This window comes from Candidatus Binatus sp., assembly GCF_030646925.1.
Lineage (GTDB): Bacteria > Desulfobacterota > Binatia > Binatales > Binataceae > Binatus.
Window position 1 is genome coordinate 45,443 of record NZ_JAUSKL010000068.1, and the last position, 16,314, is coordinate 61,756.

At 61.1% G+C, this 16,314-nt stretch carries 13 protein-coding genes and 1 tRNA gene; 9 read left to right on the plus strand and 5 right to left on the minus strand.

Features of this window, described 5'->3' with window-relative positions; all coding sequences use genetic code 11:
• The first annotated feature begins 158 nt into the window (after nt 1-158).
• Nucleotides 159-548 carry a glycine cleavage system protein GcvH gene (gene gcvH / locus Q7S58_RS12260; protein WP_304825712.1) on the plus strand — a complete coding sequence of 130 codons (390 nt, stop codon included), beginning with the start codon at nt 159-161 and terminating at the stop codon, nt 546-548.
• A gap of 3 nt (nt 549-551) precedes the next feature.
• On the opposite strand, the gene Q7S58_RS12265 is transcribed toward gcvH, so the two are convergent.
• Complete coding sequence (locus Q7S58_RS12265; protein WP_304825716.1) at nt 552-1,841, minus strand: zinc-ribbon domain-containing protein; 1,290 nt, start codon at nt 1,839-1,841, stop codon at nt 552-554.
• Between the two features lie 107 nt (nt 1,842-1,948).
• On the opposite strand from Q7S58_RS12265, the gene Q7S58_RS12270 reads away from it, so the two are divergent.
• Nucleotides 1,949-3,076 (plus strand): glycosyltransferase family 4 protein, encoded by a 1,128-nt coding sequence (locus Q7S58_RS12270; RefSeq protein WP_304825719.1) that lies wholly within the window; start codon nt 1,949-1,951, stop codon nt 3,074-3,076.
• Between the two features lie 3 nt (nt 3,077-3,079).
• Here Q7S58_RS12270 and Q7S58_RS12275 read toward each other — a convergent pair whose 3' ends face one another.
• Both Q7S58_RS12275 and Q7S58_RS12280 read right to left on the minus strand, forming a co-directional pair.
• Nucleotides 3,080-3,934, minus strand: a complete 855-nt coding sequence (locus Q7S58_RS12275; protein WP_304825721.1) for a glycosyltransferase family 2 protein — start codon at nt 3,932-3,934, stop codon at nt 3,080-3,082.
• A gap of 20 nt (nt 3,935-3,954) precedes the next feature.
• Complete coding sequence (locus Q7S58_RS12280) at nt 3,955-4,677, minus strand: class I SAM-dependent methyltransferase (protein ID WP_304825723.1); 723 nt, start codon at nt 4,675-4,677, stop codon at nt 3,955-3,957.
• 117 nt (nt 4,678-4,794) lie between these two features.
• Here Q7S58_RS12280 and Q7S58_RS12285 point away from each other — a divergent pair.
• Nucleotides 4,795-4,880, plus strand: a tRNA-Leu gene (locus Q7S58_RS12285).
• Between the two features lie 17 nt (nt 4,881-4,897).
• Here the strand turns inward: Q7S58_RS12285 and Q7S58_RS12290 are convergent.
• Nucleotides 4,898-5,155, minus strand: coding sequence for a hypothetical protein (locus Q7S58_RS12290; protein WP_304825726.1), 258 nt, complete (start codon nt 5,153-5,155; stop codon nt 4,898-4,900).
• A 115-nt stretch (nt 5,156-5,270) separates the two neighbouring features.
• The gene (locus Q7S58_RS12295) at nt 5,271-6,650 is read right to left on the minus strand and encodes a tetratricopeptide repeat protein (RefSeq protein WP_304825729.1); all 1,380 of its coding nucleotides are present in this window, start codon (nt 6,648-6,650) and stop codon (nt 5,271-5,273) included.
• 180 nt (nt 6,651-6,830) lie between these two features.
• Between Q7S58_RS12295 and Q7S58_RS12300 the strand changes: the two genes are divergently transcribed.
• The 6 genes from Q7S58_RS12300 to Q7S58_RS12325 all read left to right on the plus strand — a co-directional run bounded on the left by Q7S58_RS12300 (nt 6,831) and on the right by Q7S58_RS12325 (nt 16,295).
• Nucleotides 6,831-9,500: a valine--tRNA ligase gene (locus tag Q7S58_RS12300; RefSeq protein WP_304825732.1), complete on the plus strand. Its 2,670-nt coding sequence runs from the start codon at nt 6,831-6,833 to the stop codon at nt 9,498-9,500.
• A 138-nt stretch (nt 9,501-9,638) separates the two neighbouring features.
• On the plus strand, nt 9,639-10,487 hold the full coding sequence (nadC, locus tag Q7S58_RS12305; RefSeq protein WP_304825735.1) for a carboxylating nicotinate-nucleotide diphosphorylase: 849 nt from the start codon (nt 9,639-9,641) through the stop codon (nt 10,485-10,487).
• A 45-nt stretch (nt 10,488-10,532) separates the two neighbouring features.
• Nucleotides 10,533-11,336 carry a biotin--[acetyl-CoA-carboxylase] ligase gene (locus Q7S58_RS12310; RefSeq protein WP_304825738.1) on the plus strand — a complete coding sequence of 268 codons (804 nt, stop codon included), beginning with the start codon at nt 10,533-10,535 and terminating at the stop codon, nt 11,334-11,336.
• A gap of 85 nt (nt 11,337-11,421) precedes the next feature.
• The gene (gene fusA, locus Q7S58_RS12315) at nt 11,422-13,533 is read left to right on the plus strand and encodes an elongation factor G (protein WP_304825742.1); all 2,112 of its coding nucleotides are present in this window, start codon (nt 11,422-11,424) and stop codon (nt 13,531-13,533) included.
• A gap of 318 nt (nt 13,534-13,851) precedes the next feature.
• Nucleotides 13,852-14,064 (plus strand): DUF2905 domain-containing protein, encoded by a 213-nt coding sequence (locus Q7S58_RS12320; protein ID WP_304825744.1) that lies wholly within the window; start codon nt 13,852-13,854, stop codon nt 14,062-14,064.
• Nucleotides 14,061-16,295 carry an ATP-binding protein gene (locus tag Q7S58_RS12325; protein WP_304825747.1) on the plus strand — a complete coding sequence of 745 codons (2,235 nt, stop codon included), beginning with the start codon at nt 14,061-14,063 and terminating at the stop codon, nt 16,293-16,295. Before Q7S58_RS12320 ends, Q7S58_RS12325 begins: the two co-directional genes overlap by 4 nt.
• Nucleotides 16,296-16,314: the final 19 nt, after the last annotated feature.

Sequence of the window (16,314 nt, forward strand, 5' to 3'; positions counted from 1 at the left end):
CAAGAGTCTCTGCGAAAATCGATTTCACGATGCGCGCGAAACGGAACTTGACAACACGATTTCCACCGCGCTTCATAAACGTTGATGCTGTCGCGGCGCTTGTATGCGCACGCGACCGATGGCGGAAGGAAGCCGTCGATAAGATTCGCGGAGGAGTCATGGAAATCCCGCAAGGGCTGAAATATTCCAAAGAGCACGAATGGGTGGCGACCGAGGATTCGGTCGCGACCGTGGGAATTACCGATCACGCGCAGGATCAGCTGGGCGAGATCGTGTTCATTGAGTTGCCGGCCGTCGGCGACAAGGTTAGCAAGGACGATCCGTTCGGCGTGGTGGAATCAGTGAAGGCCGTCTCCGATATTTACGCGCCGGTTACCGGCACCGTGATCGAAATCAACGAAGACCTGCCCGAGAGCCCGGAGACGGTGAACGAAGATCCCTACGGCGATGGATGGCTGATCAAGGTCAAGATCGCGGACATGGCCGATCTCGACGATCTGATGGACGAGAACGAATACGCTGAACTGATCGCACGCGAGAAGGAGTGATTCTCAACGCGTCGCGGCCGCGGAAATCGGCGACTCGGCCGCGACCGCCTTGGTCACCGACAATCTGAGCGCGCCGACCGGCTCGGGAGGATTGATGAACACCATCAGGAATGGAACGCCGGCTGTCGGCGGCATCGCAAACGACTTCTGCGGGCTCAAGCTCTGAGAAAATTCAATCTCACGCGGCGTCATCTGCCCCAGCATCTCCGCCGAGAGTTCATTGCCGGCGAACACCGTCTGATGCGCGACCGCGCGTTCAGCATCGCCGACGCCATCGAGTAGGTCGGCGTCGATTTGCACCAGATGCAACGGACGCTTGCCGACATTGCGCGCGGTGCCGGTGATCACCAGCGCGTGGTTGCCGCCTTTGAGCGCGTGATAGTCGCTCTGAACGTCGTGCAGCGAAACCAGCATCGCAGGCAGCACCGGACTGGTGAAGTATTCGCCGATTTTCGGCGCCTGGCTCAGCAGTCGCGCGCTCGCGACGGGATCGCCGCTGATGACGTAACTCGCAACCAGGAAAACGATCGCGACGGCGAGATACATCGCGAGAAAAAATCCCGACGAATGAGGCCGCGCGACGATCTCCGCCGCTTCGTCGGAAGAATATTCGATGGTACTGGGAATCGCGGTGCGATCGCCAAATTTCGAGCTGACGAACTGGGGCGACGGCGCCAGATTGTTGGATCGATCGGGCCTGGCGACGATTTCCTTTACGCGATCATCGCGCCTCGCGTCGAACTCGGGCGTCGCTTCGCCGATCTGCCATTGGTCGGCTTCAGGTTCAGTATGATCGTCGAGGTCGGCGGCCGATGGCTCGATTCGCCGATCTTCGCGGCTGAAGTCGAACTTGAGATTTTCGCCGGTGTCGGCTTTGTCGTGATCGCCAAAAGACCGGTCGAGCGGATGCTCGTCGAGATCGTGGGTCGGAGGATCGCCGAACGTGGCTTTGCCGAGATCGTCTGCGGCAGGATCCTCCACGGGGGCAGGCGGTTCCTGCTTGTCGAGCTCGCGCGATTGACGGCGCGGCGCGGCGGCGGGCGCGCTCTCAGGCTGCGATACCTGCTTCTCCGGCGAAACGGGCGCGTTCAGCCGGCTGCGCCCTGGACGCGGCGCGCGCGCTGGCCGCTCGGCATCCGATGCGCCGGCCGCGGATTTTTTCACCGCCGGAATCGGATCGGCATTGAAGACGTGGCCGCATCGCGAGCACTTGAACGTCGGCGTATCGTCGGGAAGAACGCGCTCGTCGATCCGGTAACGCGTATGACAACTGGTGCACTGAATTTCGGTCATCGCCCCGCCTCGTCACCCCCGCCGCAAGCTAGCATAGCGATCGCGGGCGCGCATCGGGGTACCGCGAGCGCGCGCACGGCGATTTCGGCGCATGGACGCGCCAAAATATGCGCATAGCACTCGTCGCGCGGCGCTTCGATACGGCAGGCGGCGGTACCGAGCGCGACCTGATCATCACTGCCGAAATTCTCCGCGCAGCCGGTCATGAGATCACGATTCTAGCCGACGAAGTTCGCAGCGCAACCGGCGATTGGCGAGTTCGCCGCGTCGGCGGCGCGCGCCTCGGACGCGCGTTGTCGTTGCTCAGATTCGCGTACGCCGCGGCGCCTGCGGCACGACGCGATCGCGCCGACTTGATCTTGAGTTTCGCGCGCGTGATCGGCGCCGACCTGATGCGCTCGGGCGGCGGCGCTCACGCGAGCTATCTGCGCGCGGCGCGGAAATGGCGCGGCAGAAGCGGCGCGCTCGCGATGCGCCTCAGCCCGTATCATCAGGTGCAGATGCTCGTCGAGCGGCGCGGGTTTCGCGCTTCGAGTCTGAAGCGCGCGCTCGCAGTCTCCGAGTTGGTGCGCAACGATCTGATCGATACGTTCCACCTGCCGCCTGAAAAAGCGCTCACGATCTACAACGGCGTCGATCTCGAACGCTTCCGGCCCGCGCGCGAGCAGTTTTCGGAGCGCGACGAAGTCCGCCGCCGGTTTGGAATCCCCGCGAGCGCGCGGCTCGTGATCTTCATTGGCAACGGATTCGCGCGCAAGGGTCTCGGCTTCCTGATTGAGGCGTGGCCGCTGCTCGGCGGCGGCACATTTTTGCTGGTCGTCGGCAGCGATCGCGATCGCAATTCGTACGCGCGCCGCGCCGATGAATTGAACGTGCTCGAACGCGTGATCTTCGCCGGCTCGCAGTCCAATGTCGAAGAATTGCTGCGCGCCGCCGACGCGTTCGCGCTGCCCTCGATGTTCGAACCGTTCGGCAACGTTGTGATGGAAGCGATGGCGAGCGGCCTGCCGGTGCTCACCAGCGCGTTCTGCGGCGTCGCCGAATTGACCCCGGCGTCGATGCGCGGCTTCATCGTCGAGGACCCCACCGATCCGGGCGAGATTGCGCTTCGGCTCGGCGCTCTGTTGGACTCGCCGTCGAGTCTCGCTTCGGAAGCGCGCGCCACCGCGGAGAAATTCACCTGGTCGCGCTACGGCAACGAGCTGAAAGCGCTGGTCGATTCGATCGCGAAGTAAAATTCAGCGAACCTTGACCGCGAGACCGTCGAACATCCCGCGCGCGATCGCGAGGCGCCGCTCTTCACGCGCGATGCGCGCCATGCTCGCGCCAATCAGATGCGCGAAGCGAAGACGCGCGATCGCGATCGCATTCTTGCTGATGACCTCGAACGCCGAATGATCCTCGTGAATCATGCGGCATCTGCCGCGCTCCCGCGCGACCGTGATGAAACGCTCGCGATCGGCGCGCGCGGGATCAACGTCATGATAGACCAGCGCGGCCGGCGCATAGCCGATTCGATATCCCGCGCGCCGCAGCCGCGCTGACATCTCGGTCTCCTCTTCATGACCGCACGCGCCGGGTCCAAGCCGTTCGTCGAAGGGCCCGACCGCGTTGAGCGCCGAGGCGCGAAACGCCATGTTGGCGCCTAGCACGCCGCGCACTTCGCAAACTTCGTCGCCGTGATCGACGATCGGCAAATCGAGGTACACTGACATCGGACCGACTATGCGCTCGGGATCTTCCGCCGCCAGGATGCGGCCCTTCATCGCCGCGAACTCGCGATGCGAATCGAAGAACGCCTCGACCGCGTCGAGATAGCCGGGCGCGACGATCAAATCGTCGTCGAGAAAAACTACGATGTCGCCCGCAGCCTCGCGAAGTGCGCGATTCTGGATGCGGCATTTGCCCGCGCGCGGCTCGTGCAGATGCCGATGCTCGACAATCCCCGGCCTGATTTGCGCCGGCTGCGCGGTGCCGTTCTCCGCGATGAAAACTTCGCGCCGGCTGGTATCGATTTGCGATGCGAGGCTCCCCAGCAGCCGCTTGAGCGAATCGGGACGCGCATGAGTCGCGATGATGATCGACGTTTTCAATTCACGCCCGGGCGCTTGCGTCAATCGGGAATCGAATCGGCGCCGCCGCCGACTTTACGAAAGCGCATCACGATATTCTCGTCCATCAGCAGACTCGAACTCGTCATGAAACCGAACAATTCGCGATTGATCGCGCGCTGCGCGGGATCCTTGACGCGTCGGCAATAGAGCATCCAGGAAAACCCCGCGATGAATGGATACAGCATCGGCGCGAGGATGCGCGCGCGCAGTTTGCGCTTGCTGCGCCCCAGCGCGTCCAGCCTGAGCCCAGCGCCCCACGCTATCCAGTGCAGATCGTTGAGACCCATCACGTGCCAGTTGCGCCCGTCCTCGACGCGATAGCGATAGGGCAGGGGCGCGCGCCGCCCCTTGTAGTAGCCGCTCAGCAGATAGTGAATTCGCGAAGATACGTTCAGCCGGTTGGGCGTGGTGACGATCGCAGTGCCGCCCGGCCGCAGCACTCGCCCGATTTCGCCGAGCGCATGCGGGATGTCCGCCAGATGCTCGATCACTTCGAGCATCAGCACGAGATCGAATCGACTATCGCGAAACGGCAGGTCGCGATCGAGATTGGCGGCGACCCAGCCGGGTTTTTTGGTGCGGTACTCGGTCGAGATTACGCGCCAGCCCCGCTCCGCGAGCATCCCGCTGGATAGCCCGTCGCCCGCGCTCAGATCCAGCGCGAGCGAAGATGACCCCGGCGCCGCGGCCAGCGCGATCGCGCCGCGCACGCGCTCACTCATCGTAACTGCGAATCGTGTTTCGTTTCACCGCGCCGCGCCGCTCAAGACGCCGCAATTAAATCGCCGCCGTCTTGAATTGGAATCTTCAGCCGGTTAAATCTCTTAGTTCGCCGTTGAGCGAGAGTGGCGGAATGGCAGACGCGCAAGGCTCAGGACCTTGTGAGCGCAAGCTCGTGGGGGTTCAAGTCCCCCCTCTCGCACCACTTTGATCGATCGAAGATTAGTAGCTGTCCGGCACTCCGCCCGACGATTTGTTGCCTGATTTTGCGGGTCCCGCGGCGCACGACGATACGTCCGAAACGCTCGCGCCGATCGCGGCTGCGATCTCCGAATCAGAGCGGCCGGACTGTTGCTGCAACTTCACTACGTTGCAATCCACGTGATTGCTCGACATCGAACCGCATCCGGCCACAGCGCCAGCCAGCACCATCGTTCCGATCGCGGCCGCTATTCCGAATTTTCGAAGTGCTTCAAACATTTATTCTCCCCTGCAAGCACGGATTAGTCAGGTCAATCCCCCAAGTCAGTGCATGCGCACGATATTATTAAGCGCCCCGCTTTTACAAGCCGCAATTTATGCGCCAACGACTCAACTATTTTTCGTGATACGCCAGCTTCTGTTTGAAAAGGTCGAGTCGTTCATGCCTGGGTGGTTGCGGTTCATCAGCCAGTGCGATGGCCTTTTGCTCCCACTTGACCGCATCATCAAAGTCGCCAGCTTCCGCATAGGAAGTAGCAAGGGCGTCGAGCACTCTTGCCTTCTTCCACTCCGTCAGATCCGCGGCTTTGCGAGCGTATTCGATCGCTCTTTTGCCGTCGCGGCGATCTGGCTGGGGGCAAGTGGCCAGCATCCAGGCGATCGCCTCGTGCGCCCTCGCATCGCGGGCGTTTGCGTGCAGAGCTTCGCTAGCGATGCGGATCGCATTCTGGAAGTCGGCGGCGGCGCGCTCCTGATCGCCCTTGGCGGAATACGTTATCCCTCTCAAGTAGTATGCCCACGCGTCATTGGGTTTCCGCCGAATCGCTTCATCGAGATCGCCGATCGCGTGATCGAACTCGCCAAGTCGAAAATAGCTCACTGCCCGGCTGCGATAGACGTCCATGCTCGGGTCCAGGCGGGTCGCGGTATCCAGGTCGTTGATGGCGCGTTGGTAATCGCCCCTGTCGAGGTACGCGATGCCGCGCCCCTTGTATGCAAACCCGGAGCTGGGATCGAGTCGTATTGCTTCGCTGAAATCTGCGATCGCACGACTTTGACGATCTTCGAGCAGCAACACGCTCCCGCGCCAGAGGTAGGCGTTTGCGTAGTCGGGGCTAAGACGTATCCCCGTGTCGAAGTCGGCGAGTGCGCGATCATTGCGACCAGCCAGATAGTAGGCTCGCCCGCGCTGCAGGAAGGAATCTGGATTATCGACTGGAGACAGCCAGATTTCTGCCGTCAAATACCTGATCGCGACGCCATATTGTTTCCGTTCAATGGCCTCCACGCCTTTCCGGCCAGGCAGAACCAGCGCGTAGAACATTCCAACCCCGAAGGTCGCCAGACTGACTACGAGGAGCACTACGCGCCATATCCGCGTTGGTGCGGGAGTTGGCCGGCCAAATATCAGGCAATAGCGAAGGAATTGCAGCAGTCCAAAGTATTCGCTCGCCACTATAACGAATGGCAGAATTCCGGCTAACTGGGGCTCCTCCCAAAGCAGAATCTTGCTCGCACCTGCGACGGCAAAGCTGATCGCGATCGAAATCCGTAGGCTCGCGCTGACGATGGTTTTAAAAGGCCACAGCGCAAGCAACGCGATGAAGACGTCGAAATAGAAATGTGGTGTGCTCGCTGCAAACGACGTTTCCCACTTTTGGACTGAACCCGAAAGGTAGATCGGGTAGGCGGTTCCTGCGGTGACGAGAACCAGCGCGGCGACGAACCAAACGCGCCTGGGTGGATCAATTCGATTTGCGGCGAGCGTCGCCATGCCCCGATAACGTATCAGAACAGTCAACGGGCCCGAATCGACTTCCTAAACTGAGCTTGAGAGGTGCGTGCGTGCTCAATATGATTCGACTCAAGGGCGAGTTGCGCCCTTTTTTCGACCGCGCGGATTAGCGCGCTAGACGACCTCGGCCAAGTTACCGGCCGCATCAGGAAATTGCCAGTGGATTTGCCCAAAACTTTCGACTCGAAAGCCGCCGAGGAGCGATGGTTCCAGCGCTGGATCGACCTCGGCTACTTCACCGCCGACCCCAATCGCGACGGCAAGGTTTTCTCCGTCGTCATACCGCCGCCCAACGTCACCGGCCAGCTCCATCTCGGCCACGCGCTCAACGTCTCGCTGCAGGACATCATCGTCCGCACGCGGCGGATGCAGGGTTACAACACGCTCTGGCTGCCTGGCACCGACCACGCCGGCATCGCAACGCAGAACGCGGTCGAAAAGGACCTGGCCAAGGAAAAAAAGAATCGGCATACGATGGGCCGCGACGCGTTCGTCAATCGCGTCTGGGAATGGCGCGAGATGTACGGCAGCAGAATCCTCAATCAGCTTCGACGGCTCGGCGCGTCGTGCGATTGGAGCCGCGAACGCTTCACGCTCGATCCGGGCCTGTCGCGCGCGGTGACGAAAGTCTTCGTCGATCTTTACCACAAGGGCCTCATTTACCGCGCCAAGCGGATGATCAACTGGTGCCCGCGATGCGAAACGGCGCTCTCCGATCTCGAAGTCGATCACAAGGATGCGCAGGCGCATCTTTGGTACATCAGGTATCCGCTGGCCGATGGCAGCGGCGCGATCACGATCGCGACCACGCGCCCCGAGACGATGCTCGGCGACACCGCGGTCGCCGTGAATCCCAATGATGAGCGCTACACCGCGCTCGTCGGCAAGACGGTCGCACTACCGCTGGTCGGTCGCGAGATCAAGATAATCGCGGACGCGGCGATCGATCGGGAATTCGGCACTGGCGCGCTGAAGGTCACGCCCGGCCACGATCCCGTGGACTTCGAGCTCGGCCAACGACACGGCCTCGAGCAAATTTCAATTCTCGACGGCCGCGCCAACATCAACGAGAACGGCGGCGTGTATCGCGGGATGTCGCGCGAAGAAGCGCGCAAGCAAATCGTCAAGGATCTCGAAGCCGCCGGCCTGCTCGAAAAAATCGAGCCGCATTCGCATTCGATCGGCGTGTGCTCGCGATGCGATACCGTCGTCGAGCCGATGCTCTCCGAGCAGTGGTTCTTGGCGATGCGCGAGATGGCCGATCGCGCGATCGAGGCGGTGCGCAACGGCGACACGACTTTCCATCCGAAGTTCTGGGAGAACACCTTTTTCAACTGGCTCGAAAACATCCACGACTGGTGCATCTCGCGGCAACTCTGGTGGGGCCATCGCATTCCCGCGTATCGATGCGCGCGATGCGATCACCTCGTCGTCGCGATGGAACGTCCGCAGCGATGCCCCGAGTGCGACGGCTCCGATATCATCCAGGATGACGACGTGCTCGACACCTGGTTCAGCTCGGGCCTGTGGCCAATTTCGACGCTCGGATGGCCCGACGACACGCCGGACCTTCGCCGCTACTATCCGACCAGCCTGCTGCTGACCGGCTTCGATATCATCTTTTTCTGGGTCGCGCGCATGATGATGTTCGGCCTCGAGTTCACCGGCAAGGTGCCGTTCAAGGACGTGTACATCACGCCGCTGGTGCGCGATGAACTCGGCAAGAAGATGACCAAGTCGAAGGGCAACGTCGTTGACCCGCTCGACCTGATGGAACAATACGGCGCCGACGCGGTGCGGTTCACGCTCGCGCAACTGGCGGCGCAGGGCCGCGACGTGATCCTGTCGCATGATCGGTTCGCCGCGGCGCGCGCATTCGCGAACAAAATCTGGAACGCCGCGCGCTTCGTGAAGATGAATCTCGACGGCGCGCCCGAGCCCCTGCCGAAAGTCGAAATCAGTCAGCTCGGCTTGGCGGAACGATGGATTCTGAGCCGCCTCGATTCCGCGATTCGCGAAGTGACGCGCTCGATCGATTCATACGAATTCAACGTCGCCGCGATGAAGCTCTATCAATTCATCTGGCACGAGTTCTGTGATTGGTATATCGAGCTGTCCAAAGAACCGCTCAAAGCGGGCGGTGAGTGCCAGGCCGCGGCGCGCTGGGTGCTGGTGAACGTGTTCGATCAGATGCTCCGATTGTTGCATCCGTTCATGCCGTTCGTCACCGAAGAAATCTGGCAGGTGATTCGCCCGTATCTCGATGAAGCGAATCTCGCGCCGCATCTGCCGATCGCGAAGTATCCCGAGCCGCTCGAGTCGAATCCGCTGTCGGACGCCGAGCAGATCGCGATGCAGCACTGTATCGAGGCGACCGAGGCGATCAACTCGCTGCGCTCGCTGCTCGGATGGCACCCCGGCCAGCGCGTCAACGCGGTGATTATTCACTCGGAGCCTTTAACTGACGAGAGATGGGAATGGGAAAAGTACGTGCGTGTGTTGGGCAAACTGGAAAGCGTTCGGCGATATTCGGGGGACAAGGCATCAGGGCCATTGCTCCGCTCCGTTTTGACGCACTTGGCTTGGGCTGACGTGGGAATTGAGGTACCACCAGAATTCGATTACCAGCGAACCAGACAAAAGCTTCACAAGGAGCTTGAGGAAGCACGAAAGCATGCAGGCCAGCATGAGGCACGGCTGAACGACGAAGGCTTTAGGCAGAAGGCGGACCCAGACACGATTGAGGACGTGAAGTCGCGATTCGACGAGTTACAATCTCTAACTCTTCGATTACAGCAACAAATCAAACAACTCGATTCAGTACAGTGAAGATCCGGGATTCTTCGGCGTCGCAGCCTTAGCCTCAGAATGACAAAGTTGGTCAAGTTCGCTCGGTACGAGAAATGTCTAAGCTTTGCGTGATGGAAGTGAGAGCGTCACGAGATCGCTAAATCTAACCCAACCTGAATGGAACTCCTTAGACAAATCGATCTGACCGATCTCATCAGACGCGCGCTGGCGGAAGACTTAGGCCAGGGCGATATCACGACTGCTTCGACGGTCGCGCCCGGCGCGCAGGGCCGCGCGACGATTCGCGTCAAGGAACCGCGCATTATTCTCGCCGGCGGCGTGCTGATCGAGCAGGTGATGCGACTCACCGGCACGAATCCGCGAATGACCTCACTCGCGCCCGAGGGCGCGCAACTGAAAGCTGGCGATACGCTCGCGGTGATCGAGGGCAATCTCGCAGGATTGCTGATCGGCGAGCGCACCGCGCTGAACTTCGTGCAACTGCTCTCCGGCGTCGCGACCACTACGCGCACCTACGTCGATGCGGTCGCGGGCACGCGCGCGAAAATTATCGACACGCGCAAAACGCACCCGGGGCTCCGCCTCGTCGAGAAATACGCGGTGCGCGTGGGCGGCGGCCACAATCATCGCGTGGGACTCGATAGCGGCGTGCTGATCAAGGAGAACCATATCGCGGCGGCGGGCTCGGTGACGAAAGCGATCCAGGGCGCGCACCGCCTCGCGCCGCACACGCTGAAAGTCGAAATCGAATGCGAGACGCTGGCGCAGGTCGAGGAGGCTCTGGGCGCAGGCGCCGACGCGATCCTGCTCGACAACATGCCGCTCGCCGATATCCACCTTGCGCGCGCGCTGGCGAAATCTAATGTTTTACTTGAAGTATCGGGCGGCGTCTCGCTCGATACCGTCCGTGGAATTGCCGAGACTGGCGTCGATCTGATCTCCGTCGGCGCGCTCACTCACTCGGCGCGCTTTCTCGATATCAGCATGAGAATCCAGGTTCTGTGATTACGAGAATCCAAATTCTCTGAATTGAAAATCCAGGTCCTCTGAATGGCGCAGAATCCTTACCTTCGAATCGAACGCGGCGCGCCCGGCACGATTGGCTGGCGAATTCATTACTTCGAGGAGATCGACTCGACGCAGAACTTCGCGCGCGAACTGGCTGCAAACGATGCGGCCGAGGGCACCGTCGTGATCGCCGAGAAGCAAAGCGCGGGGCGCGGCCGGATGGGCCGCACGTGGCATTCGCCGTCGGGCGTGAATCTCTACGCGACGATTATTTTGCGGCCGACGATTTCGCTGGCCGAGGTATCGAAACTCAGCCTGGTCGCGGGTGTCGCCGCGGCCGAGGCGCTGGAGCGCGAGGCAGTGGGAATCGTCGCCCTCAAGTGGCCCAATGACATATGGCTGCGCGGCCGTAAAGCTGGCGGCATTATCGCCGAAGCGCTTTCCGATTCGCATCAGCAACTATCGAGCGTGCTGCTCGGTATCGGCATCAATATAAATCTCACCGTCGACGACCTCCCGGCTGAACTGCGGGACAAGGCGACTTCGCTGCGCATCGCTACGGGCCATGCATGCGATCGAATTGCGATCGCCGAATCGCTTTTTTCTCTGCTCGACTCTCGCTATAGGGAAACTCTGAGCGGTGGGTTCGAGTCGGTGCGTGCTGCGTGGGAGCGCTACTCGGCGCTCACCGGCAAACGCGTGTCGATTCTCGACGGAGGGTTGCGCAAGACTGGCGTGGTGAAGGGTATCGACGTCGACGGCGCGCTGCTGCTGGACATCGGCGAAAATGTGGAGCGTATAGTTGCGGGAGAGGTGAGCGTCGAAGGCGCGTACGACGACATGTAACGAGTCCTAAATAAACTGCTTCGATCGGGGCTGGACGCCTTTTGATCGGCGTCGGTCCCGGCGGGCATGAAGAGAGGTACTCTTTATGGCTGTGGAGGAAATCGGACGTCTGAGGACTATCGCGATCGTGGGCCAGGGTGGAACCGGCAAGACCCAGCTCTGCGATGCGATGCTCTTCACCGCAGGCGCGACAACCCGGCTCGGCCGTCCCGACGATGGCAGCGCGGCGACGGATTTCGAGCCTGAAGAAATCAACCATCACATCTCGATCAACGCTGCCTTTCATCATTTCAACTGGAAAAAGACCGAAGTAATTTTCGCCGATACGCCCGGCTATAGCGCGTTTTTGCCGGAGACGATCACGACGCTGCGCGCCGTCGATAGCGTGGTGATGCTGGTCAGTCCGGGCGCCGACACCAAAGTCGAGTCGGAAAAAATCTGGGCTGCGGCCGAAGAGCTGAAACTCCCGCATATCGCGTTCGTGTCACGGCTCGATCGCGAACGGACCAGTTTCGATTCGGCGATGAAGGACCTTGAAAAGATTCTCGGTGCGCATCCGGTGGCATTGACGATCCCGATTGGCGAAGAGCTCAATTTCAAGGGCGTCATCGACGTGCTCGCGATGAAGGCGCTCACCTACAGCGATGCCAGCGGCAAAGCTAAAGAAGAAGAACTGTCCGGCGACTTGAAAGCGCAGGCGGAAGCCGCGCGCAGCGCAGTATTCGAAGCGGTCGCTGAGACCGACGACGCATTGCTCGAAAAATACCTCGAGGCCGGTACGCTCGAAGAGGCGGAAGTGCGAAGCGCCCTCCACGCCGCCGTCCTCGCTGGAAAAATAACGCCAGTGTTTTGCGGCTCCGGCGCGAAGAACGTCGGCGTGGGACCATTGCTCGACGCGATTATGACCATGCTGCCGGCGCCCAACGAACGTCCGCCGGTGGAATGCCAGAATCCGACCACCGGCGAGGCGCAAAATCGTCCCGCCGATCCGGCCGCACCGCTGAGCGCTTTGGTGTTCAAGACGGTGATCGATCCGTTCGCGGGCAAGCTCTCGATTTTCCGCGTGATCTCGGGACGCGCGCAGAGCGATGCGACCGTTTACAACTCGTCGCGCGAATCGAAGGAACGCTTCGGACAGTTGCTCCGGCTCGAAGGCAAGAAGCAAAGCCCGATCGCGAGTGCGATCGCCGGCGAAATAGTGGCGGTCGCTAAACTCAAAGATACCACGACCGGCGACACGCTATGCGATGAGAAAGCGCCGGTGCTGGTGATGCCGCCGCTGACGCGTCCGACCGGCGTCATCTCGTTTGCGGTGCGGCCCAAGAGCAAGAACGACGAAGAGAAATCCTCAGCGGCGCTGCAGAAGCTGCTCGAGGAAGATCTCGCCTTGGAGATGCATCGCGACCCGCAGACGCACGACATCATATTGTCCGGCACCGGCCAGATGCATATCGAGCTGACGGTCGAGAAGCTGCGGCGAAAATTCAACGTCGATGTCGAACTGCAGGCGCCCAAGGTGCCGTACAAGGAGACGATCAAGGGGCGCGCTGAATCGCAGGGCAAGTACAAGCGGCAGAGCGGCGGGCGCGGCCAATACGGCGATTGCTGGCTCAAGATTGAACCCAATCCGCGCGGCAAGGGCTTCGAGTTCGTCGATCAGATTGTCGGCGGCGTGATTCCGCGCAACTTTATCCCGTCGGTGGAGAAGGGCGTACGCAACACGCTGCCCGAGGGATTCCTCGCGGGCTATCCCATGGTCGATGTGAAAGTCACCGTGTTCGACGGCAGCTATCACGACGTCGACTCGTCGGACATGGCGTTCCAGATTGCGGCGTCGATGGGCTTCAAGGCGGCGCTCGAAAAAGCGAAGCCGATCATTCTCGAACCGATCGTCGCGGTTGAGGTGGCGTGCCCTGACGAATGCATGGGCGACGTGATTGGCGATCTGAATTCGCGGCGCGGTAAAGTCCTCGGGATGGATTCGAAGGGGCACGGGCAGGTGATCAAGGCGCAAGTGCCGATGTCGGAAGTGCTCAAGTATGCGCCGGATCTCCGCTCGATCACGTCGGGACGAGGATCGTTCGAGCAGCATTTCTCGCATTACGAAGAAGCGCCGGCGCCGGTCGCGGAGAAGATAATCAAGGAGACGCACGCGGCGCGCGAGGCGGCGGGCGCTAAGGCGCACGCGCACGCGTGAGCACGCGCCGTGCGCTTAATCCTAACCTCGCCCGTTCCTTTACGGGAGATGCGGCCGAAGTCGCGGAACGCGACGAGGCGGTGAGGGCTCCGGATCGCGTGCTGGTGTAGGCTCTTTGTTTTCGATTTTTCGCTACCTCGCGAGCAACATCGCCAACTGTGGCACGATGTCGCCACAGATGAAGATCGTGGAATCCAGCGCGATGAACGAACAGGCGATCCAGCACTTTCACTTACCCGCCGCCGGAGCGGCGGGCCTCCTCTCCCGTAAAATAACGGGAGAGGTATTAAGACGGCAGCCTGCGCTCTATCGAGTGGGATGGCGGGGATAGGGAAAGCGCTGGTGTTCGCCGGGATCGCTATTGCGATCGCCGGGCTCGCGATTTGGGGACTCTCGTCGGCGCCGTATTTTGGCCGGCTGCCGGGCGACATCTACATCCGACGCGGCAATTTCACCTTCTATTTTCCGCTGGCGACGAGCATTCTCATCAGCATAATAGCGACTATACTATTCTCGCTGATGAGGCGTTGAATAATTCGGAAAAATCGATAAGTCCGCATCGCCTGGCGGAGCGTAAGCGCCGCCGCCGCGAACTGATTGCGGTCGGCGTGGCGGCTGCGACGCTGCTCGCGTTCGTGCTGGCGCAGACCGAGCTGCCGCCGCTGACGCGTCATACTTCGCTCGGGTCGAACCTCGCGGTTATCACGCTGTTCAACCTGAGCTTTTTGTTGCTCGGGCTGATGCTGTTCCTGGTCGGCCGCAATCTTGCGAAAGTTATTTTCGAGCGGCGCCGCGGGCTTATCGGATCGAAGTTGCAGGTCCGGCTGGTCGCGGGATTTATCGCGGTGGCGCTGATACCGAGCGCGTTTCTGCTCTACGTGTCGGGCGTATTTCTGCACGCCGATATCAATAGCTGGTTCAATCCCGCCTACGAGCACATCCTGGACGATTCGCTCGAAATCGCGAAGACCTACTACCTGAATTCAGCCAACAACGCGTCGCATTACGCGCGCGTGCTGGCCGGTGAGATCGCGACGCGCGGATTGCTGGCATCGAACCGGCGCAACGAGCTGAAACTGTTCATCGACAAGCGCCAGCAGGAATACAACCTCGGCACGATCGAGGTGTTTTCGTCGGATCGCAAGCTGCTGCTGATCGATATCAGTCCGAAGATTCCGACCGGGATAGGCGCCTCGCCCGATTCACCGATCATCTCGCAGACGCTGAAGGGGCAGGCGCTAACGCGCACCGATCGCCTGGGCGGCGCGGACGTGATCCGCGGTTCGGCGCCGATTTACGTGTCGCCCGAAAGCGACAACGTAATTGGCGCGGTGCTGGTGGATTATTATTTGCCGAAGAGTCTTTCGACGCGCGCGAGCGATATCTCGAACGTGTCGGAAGATTATTTTCAACTGCGCATCCTGCGCCAGCCGATCCTGAACAGTTACATCATGACGCTGGTGCTGATTGGGCTGGTGGTGGTGACGCTGGCGAGCTGGTTCGGGATGTTTTTGGCGCGCGGAATCACCGGCCCAATCAAGTTGCTGGCGCGCGGGACGCAGGCGATCGCGCGGGGCGATCTCAACTACAAGATTCCGGCGGTGGGCGACGACGAGATCGGCCATCTGGTGGATTCGTTCAACCAGATGACGTCGGATCTGCGCGCGTCGGCGGAAGAACTCGAGCGGCGGCGGCAATACACGGAGACGTTGCTGGCGAACGTCTCGGCGGGAGTGGTTGGCCTCGATAGCGACGGCGTCGTCACGACGATCAATCCCTGCGCGGAACGGTTGCTCGGCCTCGATGGGGCGTCGGTGATTGGAAATCACTATCTGAACTGTTTCCCGCCGCGGCTTGGGTCGGCGCTCGACGATCTGTTTTCGTCGGCGATGCGTCCGCGCGAAGCGCGTTTGACGGTGAAGCTCGAAGTCGCAGGGGCGGAGGCCGAACTGATGATGACGGCGAGTCCGCTCGGCGACAGCGCGGATGGATCGGCGGGGACGGTGCTGTTTTTCGAGGACGTCAGCCAGATCGCGAAAGTGGAGCGGATGGAAGCGTGGCGCGAAGTCGCGCGGCGAATCGCGCACGAAATCAAGAATCCGCTGACGCCCATTCAGTTGTCGGCCGAGCGGATGCGCCGGCAACTCGCGTCGCGGCCCGGAATCGAGGCGGCGCTGGTCGAGGAATGCACCAAGACGATCATCGGCGAAGTTGAAGATTTGAAAAAGCTGGTCAACGAGTTCTCGTCGTTCGCGCGGATGCCGCATCTGAATCCAGTGCCGAACGATATCAACGCGCTGGCGAGCGAGGCGGTCGGCAACTTCCGCGAGGCCAATCCCGCGGTGGAGTTCAACCTGGAACTCGACGCGAGTATTCCGCTGATACCGATCGATCGCGAGGCGATGAAACGCGCGGTGGTCAATCTGCTCGACAACGCGGTGGGCGCGACGACGGCGTACAACAAGCTGAACGGCGAGCGGCCGTCGATCGAGGTGCGGAGCCGATGGTATCGCGCGAAGTCGATGGTGACGCTGGAGGTCGCGGACAACGGGCCGGGAATCGATCCGCGGCTGCGCACGCGAATTTTCGAGCCGTACTATTCGAGCAAGCGCGGCGGCACCGGACTCGGCCTTGCGATCGTTTCGGCGGTGGTGACGGACCATCATGGGTTCGTCCGGGTGGTGGACAACCAGCCGCGCGGAAGTAGATTCGTCATCGAATTTCCTGTAAGAGATCAAGCATTCGCAAAGGCGATCGGCTGATGCGACCCTTGCCGCGCGA

What these genes read in the sequence shown, in the direction of transcription:
- nadC (WP_304825735.1), top strand. Translation starts at nt 9,639, where the DNA reads ATGGAACTCCTTAGACAAATCGATCTGACCGATCTCATCAGACGCGCG.
- Q7S58_RS12310 (WP_304825738.1), top strand. Translation starts at nt 10,533, where the DNA reads ATGGCGCAGAATCCTTACCTTCGAATCGAACGCGGCGCGCCCGGCACG.
- Q7S58_RS12320 (WP_304825744.1), top strand. Translation starts at nt 13,852, where the DNA reads ATGGCGGGGATAGGGAAAGCGCTGGTGTTCGCCGGGATCGCTATTGCG.
- gcvH (WP_304825712.1), top strand. Translation starts at nt 159, where the DNA reads ATGGAAATCCCGCAAGGGCTGAAATATTCCAAAGAGCACGAATGGGTG.
- Q7S58_RS12280 (WP_304825723.1), bottom strand. Translation starts at nt 4,677, where the DNA reads ATGAGTGAGCGCGTGCGCGGCGCGATCGCGCTGGCCGCGGCGCCGGGG.
- Q7S58_RS12295 (WP_304825729.1), bottom strand. Translation starts at nt 6,650, where the DNA reads ATGGCGACGCTCGCCGCAAATCGAATTGATCCACCCAGGCGCGTTTGG.
- fusA (WP_304825742.1), top strand. Translation starts at nt 11,422, where the DNA reads ATGGCTGTGGAGGAAATCGGACGTCTGAGGACTATCGCGATCGTGGGC.
- Q7S58_RS12270 (WP_304825719.1), top strand. Translation starts at nt 1,949, where the DNA reads ATGCGCATAGCACTCGTCGCGCGGCGCTTCGATACGGCAGGCGGCGGT.
- Q7S58_RS12290 (WP_304825726.1), bottom strand. Translation starts at nt 5,155, where the DNA reads ATGTTTGAAGCACTTCGAAAATTCGGAATAGCGGCCGCGATCGGAACG.
- Q7S58_RS12265 (WP_304825716.1), bottom strand. Translation starts at nt 1,841, where the DNA reads ATGACCGAAATTCAGTGCACCAGTTGTCATACGCGTTACCGGATCGAC.